This window comes from Mycoplasma nasistruthionis (genome assembly GCF_006228185.1).
Taxonomy (GTDB): Bacteria; Bacillota_I; Bacilli_A; order Mycoplasmatales; family Metamycoplasmataceae; genus Mycoplasmopsis; species Mycoplasmopsis nasistruthionis.
This window is the reverse complement of sequence record NZ_CP040825.1, coordinates 595,256-610,603: the sequence shown is the minus strand read 5'-3', so window position 1 is coordinate 610,603 and position 15,348 is coordinate 595,256. Positions and strand designations below refer to the sequence as shown.

The 15,348-nt window shown below is 29.3% G+C and carries 13 protein-coding genes; 6 read left to right on the top strand and 7 right to left on the bottom strand.

What is annotated here, in order from left to right:
• Window positions 1-15 precede the first annotated feature (15 nt).
• The 5 genes from rsmA to pyrH are packed head-to-tail and all read right to left on the bottom strand — an operon-like array spanning window position 16 to window position 4,303.
• Complete coding sequence (rsmA, locus tag FG904_RS02555; RefSeq protein ID WP_139592354.1) at window positions 16-798, bottom strand: 16S rRNA (adenine(1518)-N(6)/adenine(1519)-N(6))-dimethyltransferase RsmA; 783 nt, start codon at window positions 796-798, stop codon at window positions 16-18.
• Window positions 798-1,592 (bottom strand): TatD family hydrolase, encoded by a 795-nt coding sequence (locus FG904_RS02550; protein WP_139592353.1) that lies wholly within the window; start codon window positions 1,590-1,592, stop codon window positions 798-800. The genes rsmA and FG904_RS02550 overlap by 1 nt, the downstream gene beginning before the upstream one ends.
• Window position 1,593: 1 nt before the next feature.
• Window positions 1,594-2,991, bottom strand: a complete 1,398-nt coding sequence (gene mnmE / locus FG904_RS02545; protein WP_139592352.1) for a tRNA uridine-5-carboxymethylaminomethyl(34) synthesis GTPase MnmE — start codon at window positions 2,989-2,991, stop codon at window positions 1,594-1,596.
• Between the two features lie 41 nt (window positions 2,992-3,032).
• Window positions 3,033-3,584 (bottom strand): ribosome recycling factor, encoded by a 552-nt coding sequence (gene frr / locus FG904_RS02540; protein ID WP_139592351.1) that lies wholly within the window; start codon window positions 3,582-3,584, stop codon window positions 3,033-3,035.
• Complete coding sequence (gene pyrH / locus FG904_RS02535; protein ID WP_139592350.1) at window positions 3,584-4,303, bottom strand: UMP kinase; 720 nt, start codon at window positions 4,301-4,303, stop codon at window positions 3,584-3,586. Before pyrH ends, frr begins: the two co-directional genes overlap by 1 nt.
• Window positions 4,304-4,471: 168 nt before the next feature.
• Here pyrH and FG904_RS02530 point away from each other — a divergent pair, with 168 nt between their 5' ends.
• The 3 genes from FG904_RS02530 (at window position 4,472) to FG904_RS02520 (ending at window position 6,686) form a co-directional block, all read left to right on the top strand.
• On the top strand, window positions 4,472-4,999 hold the full coding sequence (locus FG904_RS02530) for a dihydrofolate reductase (RefSeq protein WP_139592349.1): 528 nt from the start codon (window positions 4,472-4,474) through the stop codon (window positions 4,997-4,999).
• 82 nt (window positions 5,000-5,081) lie between these two features.
• Window positions 5,082-5,990: a Cof-type HAD-IIB family hydrolase gene (locus FG904_RS02525; RefSeq protein ID WP_139592348.1), complete on the top strand. Its 909-nt coding sequence runs from the start codon at window positions 5,082-5,084 to the stop codon at window positions 5,988-5,990.
• A 3-nt stretch (window positions 5,991-5,993) separates the two neighbouring features.
• The gene (locus FG904_RS02520; protein WP_139592347.1) at window positions 5,994-6,686 is read left to right on the top strand and encodes a ribonuclease HIII; all 693 of its coding nucleotides are present in this window, start codon (window positions 5,994-5,996) and stop codon (window positions 6,684-6,686) included.
• Window positions 6,687-6,727: 41 nt separating this feature from the next.
• On the opposite strand, the gene FG904_RS02515 is transcribed toward FG904_RS02520, so the two are convergent.
• Window positions 6,728-6,946 (bottom strand): NINE protein, encoded by a 219-nt coding sequence (locus FG904_RS02515; protein ID WP_139592346.1) that lies wholly within the window; start codon window positions 6,944-6,946, stop codon window positions 6,728-6,730.
• A 190-nt stretch (window positions 6,947-7,136) separates the two neighbouring features.
• Between FG904_RS02515 and FG904_RS02510 the strand changes: the two genes are divergently transcribed.
• Together FG904_RS02510 and FG904_RS02505 are read left to right on the top strand one after the other, a co-directional pair.
• Window positions 7,137-7,961, top strand: a complete 825-nt coding sequence (locus FG904_RS02510) for an HAD family hydrolase (protein ID WP_139592345.1) — start codon at window positions 7,137-7,139, stop codon at window positions 7,959-7,961.
• A gap of 216 nt (window positions 7,962-8,177) precedes the next feature.
• Complete coding sequence (locus tag FG904_RS02505) at window positions 8,178-13,694, top strand: M60 family metallopeptidase (protein ID WP_139592344.1); 5,517 nt, start codon at window positions 8,178-8,180, stop codon at window positions 13,692-13,694.
• Between the two features lie 131 nt (window positions 13,695-13,825).
• Here the strand turns inward: FG904_RS02505 and FG904_RS03285 are convergent, their stop codons facing one another.
• Window positions 13,826-13,984 carry a hypothetical protein gene (locus tag FG904_RS03285; protein ID WP_158290332.1) on the bottom strand — a complete coding sequence of 53 codons (159 nt, stop codon included), beginning with the start codon at window positions 13,982-13,984 and terminating at the stop codon, window positions 13,826-13,828.
• A 274-nt stretch (window positions 13,985-14,258) separates the two neighbouring features.
• On the opposite strand from FG904_RS03285, the gene FG904_RS02500 reads away from it, so the two are divergent.
• Window positions 14,259-14,996: a PQ-loop domain-containing transporter gene (locus FG904_RS02500; RefSeq protein WP_139592343.1), complete on the top strand. Its 738-nt coding sequence runs from the start codon at window positions 14,259-14,261 to the stop codon at window positions 14,994-14,996.
• Window positions 14,997-15,348 lie beyond the last annotated feature (352 nt).

Below are 15,348 nucleotides of genomic sequence, written 5' to 3'. Positions count from 1 at the left end.
GAAGCAATTCCGAATTTATTTTTTATTGTTTAAAAGTTCATATAATTCAATAATTTGATTAACAGTTAATTGTTGAATTCTCAAATTATCATCATAATTCATTTTAGAAAAAGCTTCTAATATCTGAGTTTTATTATAAACACTTGAAAGTGAATATGAAAGTTTTTTACGACGATGCTCAAAACATAATTTAAAAAAGTCTTTTACTTCATTTCAAGTGTATTTCAAGTCATTCTTAAACTTAAATGAAATAATAGCTGAATCCACTTTTGGGGCTGGTGAAAAACAATTAGCAGGTACAATAAATTCAAGTTTACAATCAGCCAGATATTGTGCTGACACAGATAATTTTGAATACTCTTTAGTATTAAATTTTGCACAAATTCTTTGCGCAACTTCTTTTTGAACCATTAAAATTACACCCTTGAAATTATCTTTAAAATCAAAGATTTTGAATAAGATATCAGTTGTTATGTAATAAGGAATGTTGGCAATAATAAAGTAATCTTTAAAGTCTGTTAAATCAATTTTTAAAAAGTCCTGATTAATTAAGTTTAGTCTAGAGTCATTGATTTCTGCGTTTAAAACATTAATCATATCAGGATCAATTTCAAAGGCATTTAGAGATGAAACTTTAGGTAATAAAGCTTTTGTCAAAGCGCCACGGCCAGGTCCAATTTCAATAACTTTTTGATCGTTAATATCAAATATATTAACGATTTTATTTATGACATTATTGTCTTTTAAAAAGTTTTGACCAAACTCTTTCTTTGCATATCTTTCTTTTTTGTTATTCATTATTTTATGTTTAAAAATTCCTTTATATTTTTGTTGACTCTAGAAACAAATTTATCCATACCCAAACCTAAAAGGCCACATAAATAATAAGCTGTGTAAATAACGGTGTTTGGTTCATTGATTTCGTTTATGTAAGGATGAGGTCTTAAATAAGGGGCATCAGTTTCAGTTAAAATTCTTTCTAGTGGAACAATTTTAGCAACATCTCTAGCAGTTCGATTTGAGCCAAATGTAATAGTTCCGCTGAAACTAATATACCCATTAAGTTTAATAAATTTATGAGCCCATTCAACTGAACCGGCATAAGTATGAAGCATAAATCTTGGTTTATATTTTTCTAGAATTTCAAAAGCATCTTGATAAGCTAAATCTGAATTCTCCTTATCTCTGATGTGCACAACGACCGGCAAATTGTGTTTTAAAGCCAATATAACTTGATTTTCAAATGAAGACAATTGTATTTGTCTATCTGGGGCGTCATCATAGTAATAGTCTAAACCTATTTCACCTATTGCTTTAACATCGCTATTTAGCATTGGTTCAACTGTTAATCATTCTTGCCCCGTTTTAATAGCCTCTGGATGAATTCCAATTGCAATTTCAACTTTATCAGGCAACGCTTGTTTAAGTGCTAATGTTCTTTGATTATCATAAACATTACCACCATTCACAAAGGTGAATTCAATTCTGTTGTATTGAAAAGCGTTTACTATTTCAACAATAGCACTGTCATTAAATCTAGGATCTGCAATATGACTGTGTGCGTCTATAAATAAAGTTTGTTTCTTAGCCATATTATTTACCTAAACAGAAAGTGCTAAACATAACATCTAGTAAATCTTCTCTGTTTACATTTCCTTTTATATTTTGTAAAGCATCTCAAGCTGCATATAAATCCACAATAATCATGTCAAAAGTTGCGTTGTAATTCAAGGCATCTGTGGCTTGTTTTAGTGAATTTAATGCAGATTTTATAAGTGATAATTGACGAGTGTTGTTGAAAATTCTTTCATCAAAAATGTCAATATTAGCAAAATTAGAAACTAAAGCATTTTCAAGTTCAGAAATATTGTCATGTAATGCAGAAATTTTAACTGTATTTGAAGTTAGAATATCGCTTTTATCTAATAAATCAATTTTATTTAAAACTTTAATATAAAACTTATTTAGTTCTTTAGCTTTTTGTTCAATTAGTTGATCAAATTCATTATTTGTTTGAACTGTATCTGTAACATGAACTACTAAGTCAGCTTTCTCAATTTGTTGTAATGACTTGTCAATTCCTATTTTTTCAATAATTTCTTTTGTGTTTCTTAAACCGGCTGTATCAACAAGTTTAAACAACATGTCATTAATTTTATAAGTTGCTTCAACCAAGTCTCTGGTAGTTCCTGCAATATCAGTTACAATAGCTTTATCCTCTGAAAGTAAGGCGTTTAAAATACTGCTTTTTCCAACGTTTGGTTTACCTAAAAAACCAACTTTTACACCCTCGAATACATATCTGGCATCTTCTGAAACTTTAATGATTTTAGTTAAATCTCTCGTTAGTTCAGCAAGATGATTTAGCATGTTTTGATTATCCATATGTTCAATGTCTTCATATTCTGGATAATCGATGTTGACTTCACAAATACCAATTAAAATAGCTATTTTTTGTAAGAAATTGTCAATTAGATTAGAAGTTTTACCATTAAATTTGTTAACGCTAGCATAAGCTTGTTGTGTAGTTTGAGACATAATTAAATCATGAACAGCCTCAGCTTTAACTAAATCCATTTTTCCATTTAAAAATGCTCTACGAGTAAACTCACCACGCTCTGCAAGCCTAGCACCATGGGCTAAAAGTAATTCTAAAACCTTATTTGTAACAACTATTCCACCATGACAATTGATTTCTATTAAAGGCTCTCCAACATAGTTGTTATAAACCAATTGACCATTTTTATCTTTTTTTCCACTAAATCACATTACTAAAACTTCATCAACTAAAGTTTGATCATCATATAAATGACCATAAGTAATTTGATGATCTTCACCAATTTTACCTTTGTAAATTTTTTTAATAATTGAAACAGCATCAGGACCAGCAAGACGAACGATTGAGATTGGTTGATTAATATGCGAACCAGACGAAATGGCTGCTATTGTGTCAGTTGAATAATTAATCGTAGCATTTAATTGTTCATTCATTTTTCTCCTTGTTATATAAAGAAACCGGCATGGTTAGCCGATTATTTATTCATTAGTTCATCTTGTTTTTGCTTTGTAGTTTCATCAACTACAGCAATTAATTTATCAACTTCTTTTTGGACTCTGTCTAAATAGTTCTTTTGTAAATCCTCTGATAATTCTTCATCAGCTTTAATTTCTTTGTTTACATCTTGACGAGCGTTTCTGACACCTACTTTAGCAGCTTCAGTTAATTTAGTAAGTGATTTAATCATTTCTTTTCTACGGTCTGTTGTAAGTGGTGGAAAAGTTAATCTGATTTGAGAACCTTCATCAACTGGTTGAATTCCTAAGTTTGCTTTTTCTAAAGCTTTATTAATTTCCTTTACTGTTGTAATGTCGTAAGGTTTAATTAATAATTGTTGTGGTTCTGGAACGCTGATGTTTGATAATTCTTCAAGCGGTGTTAAAACATCGTAGTAATTAACTTTAATTCCTTTGATGATTTGTGGATTAGCTCTTCCTGTAGAAATTTTCGATAATTCAAAACGATAATGACTAATCGATTTTTCAGCTTTTTCATGTAACTTTAATAAATAAATATCTAATTCCATTATTTAACTACCTCTGTATGTGTTATTTCGCCTCTAAGTGCTCTTAAAATTGAATCTTCTTCTAATAAGTTAAATACCATTAAACTAATGTTATTATCTCTGGCCATACTTGTAGCTGTAAGATCCATAACTTGTAATTTTTTCTCTAATATTTCATCATATGTTATTTTGTCATAACGTTTAGCATTTGGGTTTGTTTTAGGATCTGAATCATAAACTCCATCAGTTCCGTTTTTACCCATTAAAATAACTTCTGCACCAATTTCTGAAGCATATAAAGTTGCAGCTGTATCAGTTGTAAAGTAAGGTCTACCTGTACCACCAACGAAAATAACAATTTCATCTTGTTCCAAGTATTTAATTGCCTTTTCATTAACATAGTTTTCAGCAACTCTTTCATCAAAGTTTAATGAACTATGAACTCTTGCTTTTAGACCAACGTTTCTAAAACCGTCTGCTAAAGCTAGTCCATTCATAGCTGTAGCTAACATACCAATGTAGTCAGCTGTATTTCTTCGAATACCATTTTTTTCAGCAGAAGCACCTCTTCAAAAGTTTCCCCCACCAATAACAATAGAAACTTGAACACCTTCTTTCACTGCTTCTTTAAGTTGAGCAGCAATCTTATAAACTAGTTCATAGTCAATAGCTAAGTGTTTTTCTTTGTTTGCAAAACCTTCACCTGAAAGCTTGATTAAAATTCGTTTATATTTAATCATTTTCCCCTCTATCAACAATTTGTGCAGATTTGTATCTTCAAACTGTGTTTTTGAAATTTAATAAATTTTACCAAAATATAAGGGTTTATTTCATATCTTTAACCTTTGACAATTTAAAAGTTATATAATATTTTTAAGCCTATGAGAGTATCTTAAAAGGAATATTTTATGAATAAAAAAGTTCAATTCAACTTAATTATTGCACTGACAAAAGACGGTTTAATAGGCCAAAACAAGGTTTTACCTTGAAAAATTAGTGAAGAAATAAGACTATTCAATCAACTTACAAACCAGAAAAACAGTATTTTATTATTTGGTAGCAACACTTTTAATCACCTTCCTTCAATCCAATTAGATAAAAGACAAATAATCATAATTGGCAATAAAGACCAAAACGCCTTAAACACTGTATTAAAAGAATTTGCTTCATTAAATGAATTTTTAAATTATGCATCAGAAGAGTTAAATAATCACACAGTTTGAATTTGTGGTGGTAAAACTCTTTATGAAACTTTTCCTAATGAATTAATTAATAAAGTTTATTGTTCTTTCATTAAAGAAAAATACATTGGTAATAGTTATATAGACCTAAAAGTAAACTTTTTACAAAATTTGCACTTAGTAAAAAGTTATAAAGAATTCGATCTATATTTTAAAGATAATCAAAATGTGGAAATATATGAAACAAAACCATAAAAGCCTCAATTTAAGGATTTTATATTGTTATAATAATATAACAGCATTTTTATAGTCAATTGTAATAAGAAAGGAATTTATTATGTCAGAAAATAAAGAAAGATATTTATTTGCTATCGATTTAGACGGTACAACATTACAATCAAGTGCGACAGGTCAAATTCACGACAGAACAATGAGTGCTATTAAAAGAGCAACAGATGAAGGACACGTTGTATGTATTTTAACAGGACGTCCTTGAAGAAGTACAAAAATGATTTATGAAACACTAGGTTTAAACACAGTTGTTTCAAACTTTAATGGTGCTCACATTCATCACCCAAATGATAAAGAATTTATCCCATATTTAAGATATTTAAACTTAAATGAAGCTTTATATATTCTGGGAGATCCTAAGGTAGCTCAAGAAGTAACAAATATTGCTATTGAAGGACCAGACTGAGTTCAATTACAAAAAAGAGATGAAGAACTTGAAAAAGTTTTTGGATTTAAAACAAGTTCAAAATTACAAATTGGTTTAAACTACCACAAATTACCTTTAAAGCCTACAGGAGTTATTTTTGACGTTAAAAACACAACAAATGTTGAAGCGTTAAGAAAATACTTAAAAGTAAGATATGGTGATTTAGCTGAATTCTCATATTGATCAAAAGGTGAAGGCTTATCACCGGTTTTTGATATTACAAATATTATGGCAAACAAAGGTAAAGCTTTAAGTTTATTAATTCGTTACTATGACATTAAAGTTGAAAACACAGTAGCATTAGGTGACGGATTTAACGATGTTCCAATGTTTAAAATTGCTAACGTCTCAGTAGCGATGGCTAACGCAACAAAAGATGTTAAAAAATATGCTTCAATTAGAGTTACAAAAACAAATAAAGAAGGTGGAGTTGGTGATTATATCCACAAATTCTTAGATAACCCTAAAGCAGAAATTGAAAAATCAAACGCAAGAAAAAGAAAAATTCAAGCAGTTGAGGAAGAATAATTCATGAATTTTTTTGATGATATAAAGAAATTTGATTTAAGTCAAAAGGAAGTTATTGGGGTTGATGAAACTGGAGTTGGTGATTTCTTCACACCTTTAGTAGCTTGTGCAGTTTATTTGCCGAATCAGTTAATTGATCAAGTTAGATTATTAGGGGTTAGAGATTCTAAAAAACTTACTGATAAAAAAATAATTCAAATAGCAAATCAATTAATTGATATTGTTCCATTTTCAAGTTATGTTATGACTCAAAACGGATACAATACTTTGTCAAAAAATTACAATGCAAATGAACTTAAATTTTTTACTCATGCTTCTGCACTAGCAAATTTACACAAATTTAAACCAGAATCACACAAAGCTAATTTAATCATAATTGACAAGTATTCAACAACAAATTCGATTCTAAATTATCATCAAAAAATATTTCAATTTAATAATTGATCAAAATTACAGGAGCTAAATTTAGACACTTTATTAATAAATAAAGCAGAAGATGTTCATTTAGCAGTTGCTTGTGCATCAATAATTGCTAGATACAAACTGCTAGAATATATGGAAAAACAACAAGCTGAATGAAGCTTCACTTTTCCATTAGGGGCATCAAAAGCAGTAAAAGCTAAAGTTAGAGAATTTGCCGAAACTTTTGGTGAAGATCAATTAAAAACAGTTTGCAAAATGAATTTTAAAATGTAATTTAATGAAATAAAAAACCTGCAAATGCAGGTTTTTAATTTTTAAACATTTTTAATGTATAGACCTTGACCATCTTTCATTTGACCTGTCGCTAATAATACAATATCGATTATTCATCAAACGAATCCAATACCAAAACAAATTATTAGGAATAATTTTAATATTCCTAAACCTACACGACCAACATACATACGGTCAATTCCCGGTAAAAGAATAGCCAATAATAACGCTAACACAAAACTTTTACTTGAGTATATCATCCAATCTCCTTTATGATTAATTTCTATAATCATATACTAAAATATTTCAATCTTATATTTTTAAATAAAAGCAGTCATTTGTTTCATATTAAAATCATTCTGCAAATTTGTGAAAACTTAAATTAAATATTAACCACTAATTTATCTTCTTTTATAATTGATAAGCAAGCATTTTTAAAAGGAGAATTACATGAAGTTACTATTTGCTTATGATTTGGATGGAACACTATTACGAAAAGATAATTCTTTACACCCAAATACAAAAGATGCATTAAGAAAAGTTCAACAAGCAGGACACTATAATGTTATAGCAACTGGTAGAGGTCTGTTAAAAGTTCTGCCTTTGTTAGACAAAAAAATCATTGAACACGTTGATTTCTTAGTGTGTTCAAATGGTGCTGTTGTCTATGATGTTAAAAATCAAACAACAAAAGTTCTAAATACAGTTCCTAACAGTGTGTTTTATATTTTAAAAGATTTAGCTCTAAAAAATGATTTAATTTTAACAGTTGATACACCTGACTATAACGGTTCATATTTACCAAATAATGAGTTTCCAAAATGAATGAGCCAGACTCAAATTATGGATATGAATATCTTAAATATTGCTACTTTAGAAAAATTAGAACAAGTGGTTTTAAATAAAGATAACACAATTACACAAATCGCTTTAAGAAACCCGTTGGATCATGCTAAGGCTATTACGGACGAAGTAAGAGAAGCCACAGAAAATTTAGCTTGTGAAGTTTATTTAACAAACTCTATTTACACAGACGTTAACCCTGTTAATATTTCTAAGTTCTCAGGAGTTAAAGAAGTTTTAGATGAGTTAAAATTAACTCCACAATCATTAGTAGCATTTGGTGATAGTGGTAATGATATTGAAATGATTACAACAGCCAATGTTGGTATTGCTGTAGGAAACGCAACCGAAGAAGCTAAAAAATCAGCTGATAGAGTAATTGGTGATCACGAAACTGATGCAATTGGACAAGAACTTTTAACTTTCATTTAATAATTTTCAAAATCAGGATAAAATCCTGATTTTTTAATTTTAAAAATGCGGTTTTAAAAGAAAATATGACAAAAAATTAGTTTTTATCTTAAATAACAGGCTCAACAGTATTAAAGAAAGTTAGAGAAATACATTATTTTATAATATAATAAATTAAATTTTTAAATATGTTATTTAAATGGATTTTAATAGTTTAAATAAAGAAAGAAGCCAAATATGAATAAGAAAAAAGGTTTAGTTTTATTCGGTCTTATTTCTCTTATTGGATTAGCTTCAGCCGGAATTGCTACTGGTATTGTAGCAGGAGGAGCTAAGTCAAATTCAAGTAATAATAAGAAAGAAAATAATATTGAAACATTAAATGATCAGCTTAAGGCATTGACTGTGAGTTATGATCAAAAAAATAATGTTTACCCTTGAAAATCAGATGTAAACAGTTTAAGATTTGATAACTTAAATTCAGCAAGATTCCAAGTTGTTAATCAAAAAATTGTTCCAAACCCTGATAAACCAGGTACTGTAAAAGTACAATATCAAGTTGCTTCAGTTGATAATCCAAATGAAGTTTCAGAAGTTGTGGAAATTGAATTAAACGATTTCAAATGATCTCAAGAAGCTCAAGATTTCCAAAATAATTCAGCCGAACAACTTAAAAATATTACCGCAGCATTCAACGGTGATAAAGCTAACAAATTATTAGATGATGTTACAACATCAGATTTTGTTTTCTCAAATTATGATGAAACAAAATACAATGTTAATTTTGTTAGATTGTCAAAATTATCAGACAACAATACTGCAACATTAGTTTTTGAATTAATTTCAAAAACAAATCCAGACTTAGTTACAGAATCAAAAACACATACAGAAGATGGGTTTAAATCAGCAAACAGTGTTAGAGATGAAATTAAGAATTTAAGAAACTTATTAACAGTTAAAACAACTGCTGAAGGAGCTAATACAGTAGCTGTTGATAATGTTACTATTTCAGGTTTAGATGATGAAACAGTAGAAATTGTAAACAAAAGAATCCGTAGAGACGGTGATAAAGTGTTTATTGATTTTGAATTAAGAAAGAAAGGTTACAGTAGTCCAGTAGATTCATCAACTATCTCAATTCCTGTAACAAGTGATTCTTGAAACAATACATCAAACAACCAAAATGGTTCAAACACAGGTGATAACAACAGTGGTGGTGAAAATCAAAACCCTGAAAATGGTGGAGATAATAACACAACACCTGAAAACGGCGCTTCAGACGCAAACAAAGACAGTAATAACCAATCAAATAATGATCCAGAAAATGGAAACAACACAGCCGCACCTGAAACAACAGATGCTGTTATTGATGATAGTGCTGATGATGAAAAAGCGAAAGAACCTGATAACTTTGATGAGCAAGTAGCTAAAACAACAGTTACTACAAACCCTGCACCAGCTGAAATGTATGCAGTTGATGTAAGACCTTCAAATGTCGTAATTGAAGGATATGACATTGATAAATATGAAGTTAGTGATTTAGAGGTTGCTTTAAAAGAAGATACTAACGCCGTTGTTGTTTCTTATAAACTAAGAAACAAATTTAATGGTAATACATCAGATAAACAAACTAAAGAGGTCACAGGATTTAAGCAACCTGATGATGCAATTAAAGCTATTTTAGAAAAAATCACTGGTGAAGTTTCAAACAAAGGATACTTTATCTCTGATGACACAATTGTTAGAATAACACTAAAAGACTTACCAGAAGATGTTCAAGACTTTACATTTGTATGATACAAAAACGATTTAGAAGACTTTGGTAAAAGAAATTCATCAATTGAAGTTCATAAAAATGAAATTGCAGCTGATTCAACATTTAAAGTTGACATTTTAGCTAAAGGTCAAAAGAAAACAATTGATAATCTAAAAGTTTTCAAAGACAATGTTTTAATGGAAACACACATTAACGTTGACAATAATGGTCTTTTAACAAACAATCAAGCAAACATTACTTTAACAAAAGGTTCAGCAGCTGTTCAAACAGTTGAATGATACAAAGATGGTACAAAAGTTGATGATGCTAGTGGTGAAGCATATTTAAGCCATGAAGTTGGTGATTATTACGCAATAGTTGCTAATGCAGAAGGTGTTAAATATCAAACAAACACAGTTACAGTTTCAGACCGTAAATTGCAAAACGTAATGGAAGACTTTAAACCAAAATTAGTTGAAAGAGCTGTATATTCACCTCTTACAATTAAGACAATTGGTACAGAAGCTAGAACAAACATCCCTACAGCATACTATACAACTGATTTAGAAACAAGATTAAGTCCATTCGGATTTAAATATCCAGGGTGAGATTACAACTATGAAAATAAAGATTTAACAAATTCATTCTTAGATGTAACTAACAATGGACAAACAGAAAGAATAAATGTTTCAACAGCTGTTTTAAACGAGCGTGTTCCAGGGCATAAAGATTGAACATATGCAAATGCAGATTTCATTAAACAAGAAATTGCAAACGGAACACTTAAAAAACACCCTGCGGAAAAAACTTTCTACAAACACACAGTTTCAAACGATGCTAAAGCTGTTAATAAAGAAGTTAGAATTTCTACTTTATCAAAAGGATTTGCTGGTTTAGGGCTATATGCTCCAGCAGCTGAAATTATTGAAATTAAAATTAACCAGGAGTACATTGATACACTAAAACAATATGTTAATGACCACAAGTCAGATTTCTATGGTGATAGAATGGATTGACTAACATTCACAATCAACAGAAACTACTGAAACAACTTTGCATTTGACAACTCAGGTAGAATTAGTAATAGATACCCATACTTGCAATCTACATTCAATTTCAAATTAGCTGATTTATTAGCTAATCCAACAATTAAAATTGCTTCTCCTTTTGGTGGAACGGTTTCATTTGCTGTTAACCACACAGTTTTTGACAGACAAAATACACCTATTGACCTTAAATTCACGATTAAAGGTGCTGTAGAAACATTATTCTATCAATACGGAATTACTACAGAAGAAGACTGAAATAATCAAGTTAACAAACTAAAATCAAACGAAATTTCAGCACCTACAGCAGTATTCCAAAACAACTATGCTGCTATGATAGTTCCATTTGATTCTGATAAAGATATAAGAGCTGTTGCTGGATTAACAGTTGATAACTTTAAATATCCTGGTTTAGTAATGAAGAAATGAAATGATTTCTATTCATTATCACAACTATGAAATAACTTTAATGACCCAAGACTTTCATTAAACTATTCAGACGATATTTGAGGTGGAGCTGCTGCTTGAGGTGGTGGAGCTAACTTATATGCTGCAAGAAATGCTGCTAAAGAATACTTTGCTGGATTGCATAATTTTGGATTTAGTTCATGATTAAACTATCACGAAATTAACCACAACTTCCAAGCATACCAAGATCCATTCAACTTACAAGATCACCCATGAACAAACATTCCTTCAACAGTTAACTTATCATTCTTAAACGATCAGTTAAGATTCAGAAACCTATTAAACTGAGATGGTGAAAACACACGTGGATGAGCTAAATTATCAAACGCATATGCTACAAACAAATTAGGACATGCAAGCGGGGACTGATATCAATTATATGCAACTATGATTTATGGTCTAGGGCCTTTAAACTTCTTAGAATGAGTAAGAACATCAGGAATCCAAGGATACAGCTGAAAAGGACTTGAAACAACAAGATACTTATCAAAACACTTTGGATTAAACTTACACTATGCCGGACAATTCTTTGATCAAATTAGTGACCCTGATTACAGAAAAGCATTCCCACTATTAACAACAGTTGGTTCAGCATCAAGAGAAAAACAAATTCTTGATGAAATTTATTCAAAACCAGCAATGGATTATGTTGGAAACTTATATGCAACAGGAATTTATCTATATAAACCAGATACACAAACATTTGAATATACTTCAGATAATCAACCTGCATTTGAAATTCCAGGATTTGAAGATTACACATTTGATTTTGAAAAAGGAATTGCTACAACAAATCCTAACTTTACATTTGACTTAACAAATGTACCTGCAACTACAAAATTAGGTGGAAAATTAGTTAAAAACGGTAAAAAAGTTACTTATTCACCAAATAAAGAAAACTTAGATCAAGTTGATGAATTTGATATTGAAATTACACCGGGTAACTGAAAAGGTAAACCAGTATTATATGTACCTAAATACATTTTCAAAATAAAAGTAAGAAGTGTGTTAAACAGACCTACTTACACAATTTATCAACAAATTCCAAATGTAAATGATTTAAACAGTGCGATAGAAGCTTCAAAAACAGCTGATGTACTGGCCAAATCAATTAAAGTGCCACAAAGCTTTAGAACTGGAACATTAGATTACTTTTCTAAATCAGGAGCTGGACAAGTTCCAAACGTATTAATTCAAGCAGATATGAAATATGTAGCTCCTGAAACAGGAGAATTTGAATTCTGAGCACAACCTGATGATTCTATGAAGGTATTAATCAATGGTGAAGAAAAAGGTTCAGCTTCATGAACTAGACAAAATCCAACAGTTAAATTATTTAACTTCAACGTTACAAAAGATGAAATGTACAACATTCAAATTTTTGGATACAACAAGAGTGGTGGAGGTAAATTTAACTACTGATTACAAAAACCAGGCAGTGAAGTTAAATACTATCTAGATGACTCTTCTCTAGCACCAAGTTATGCTGCTGATAAACTTAAAGCTGAAGTAACTGTGGCAGACTTGATTAAAGGTGAAAAATTCCAATATCAACCAAGATTTTATGATTTAAAAGACTTAAATCTAGCAGAGGTAAACAGAATTACACCTGATGTTCCAGTTTCAGATAAAGATTATGGAACAATCAGAAAAGGTGCAGTTGATATAAGCACAAACGCTTGAGCTGATCCTAAATACATGATTAATGGTGAATGATGAAATGCATATTATCAAACACAAAATAATGCAATTTCATTCCAATACTTCTTAAGAAATGATCAAATGCAACGTAAAGCAAGAACAATTGATTACTTTGAAGTTATTAGATCTGAAGAACATAGAGACTTATCACCTAACTATGTAAAAATTACAGCTTCATTAGACCCAACTACACCATGATTAGAAGAAACTCTATATGAAGGTTACTTTGATTTAGAAAAACAAGCTAAACAAAAACTATGATTATCTAAACCGGTAAGTTCTACATTCTTATTTTCAGTAATAATGGAAAGAAGAGATTACGATGGTAAAACATTAGATCCTAATAAGAAAGGTTTAAGTTTAGCAGGATTTAAAGCTAAATTCGGTGTAAATCCAACTGAGTTACTTCCTTCAAACACAGATAAAATTAAATATTATGGTTCATGAGACTTAGTTAAAAACGATGCAGAAAACTATCATTCATTAGTAAATGATACAGCTGCTAAAACAACCACACAAGGTGATTACTTTGAAGCTGAATTTGAAGGTAATGCAATTACTATTTTAGGTAAAAAAGCCGAAGGTTCATCATCATTTAAGGTTTATGTTGATGGTAAATTAATTGAAGCAAATGCTAATACAACTAAAGTACCAGCTTCACTAAACGCTATTTTATACCAATCAAGCTTTGACATTGATAAAAATGCAAAACACAAACTTAAGATTGTTACAAATGAACCTAAAGAATTAGTAATTAACTACATTGTAGTTTCAAAAGTTTAAATTTAAGCAAAAATAAAATCACAATCAATGATTGTGATTTTTTGTTTCATTAAAGTTAATTAAATTTCTTTTAAATAATTAAGTTTTGTTGCTTAAAACTTAGATCGCAATTCAGTTTTAAGTATTTCGAATTAAATAAAGATTCATGAAGCTTTTCTTGAAACATTACTGCTGTTTTTATCTGTATTTTTGTCAGATTGAAAACTTTTGCAAGCCATGCTTACAGATGAGATAGAAACAACAGTTAAAACACCACAAACAAGTGGTATTCAAAATTTTAGCTTTCTCATATCTCTTTTTTGTTTTTATTTATTTTTATAGATAAAAGTATTATTTTATCCTAATTTAATATTAATCTTTTTAAAGATTAATAACAGCAAGGAATTAAATATCATTTTTTATCTGAAAAATTCCATATCAAAAATGGATGAAATAAGCAATTTAGTTTTACATACATAATTTTTCTATAAAACCCAACATATTTTTTACTTTTGTAGAAAATAGTTTAAAATTTAATGGATATGCTTATTTTAAGCAACTTTAGTCAAAGGAGACTATTTAGATATGTTGAATATTACATATAATATATTTTTATGGTTATCAGCAGTCTTTGTTATTTCTTTAAGTGTTCCACAATTAGTTAAATTACTTAAAGATAAGAAAACAGGACCTGTTAGCTTTACTTCATTCTGAATTTTCCACATTGGAATTTTATTATGAGTTGTTTACGGTGCTACAGCAAAACAAAATGATTTATTCTTAAACGTTATTGTAGCTGATGGAATTGGATTATTTGTTAATGGTATTATGACAGGTCTGTTATATTACTACAAAAGAGAATTTACATCAGAACAAAAACTATATGGTTACTTAGGAATTTTAGCAACTTGAGCAATTGGTACAATATTTATTGGTCTATATTTTGCAGAATACAATCTAGGACATGGGGCTGCTGTAAGTGGAGCATTTAAATTTAAAGTACCAGAAGAAGCTACTTTAATATTTGGATTTGTGTTCCCTGCATTTACTACACTAGCTTTCTTACCACAATTAATTCAATCATTCAAAACAGGTCAATGACAAGGTGTTTCATATATTATGTACCTACTATACGTAATCAATAACATTGTTTGAATTATTTGATGAGGACTTGGCTTTGCAATTGCAGCAAATAACAATGACTCATATTTAGGATTAATTGGTGGAATCACATGACAAATCATTTCATTAATTCTATTCAGTATTCAATTAACGTTTACATTAATTGATAAGCGTCGTAGAGAATTAGCTGTCCAATTATAATTAAATTACCTATTAGGGTAATTTTTTAATTAATTTGTATATGTAATTTTTAAGCTGAAATTCCAAATAATCCTTATTTTTAGGTGTTTTGGAATAAATAAGCGTCATAACTCAGAAAAGTTAAAATTAAGAAATAGAATAAATTAAAATGTACATTTGAGAATTGCAATAAGACAAATTTATACAAGTAAAAATAAATTCAAAGTCGACTAATAACCCTTATTTATAGGTGTTTTTGAATAAAATTAAGTTGCAACTCAGAAATACAGATGTAAAATATTTAGCATTATTTCTAATCACCTTTTTTTATAATTTTATACATGTAATTTTAAAAATTAAAAATCAAAAACAC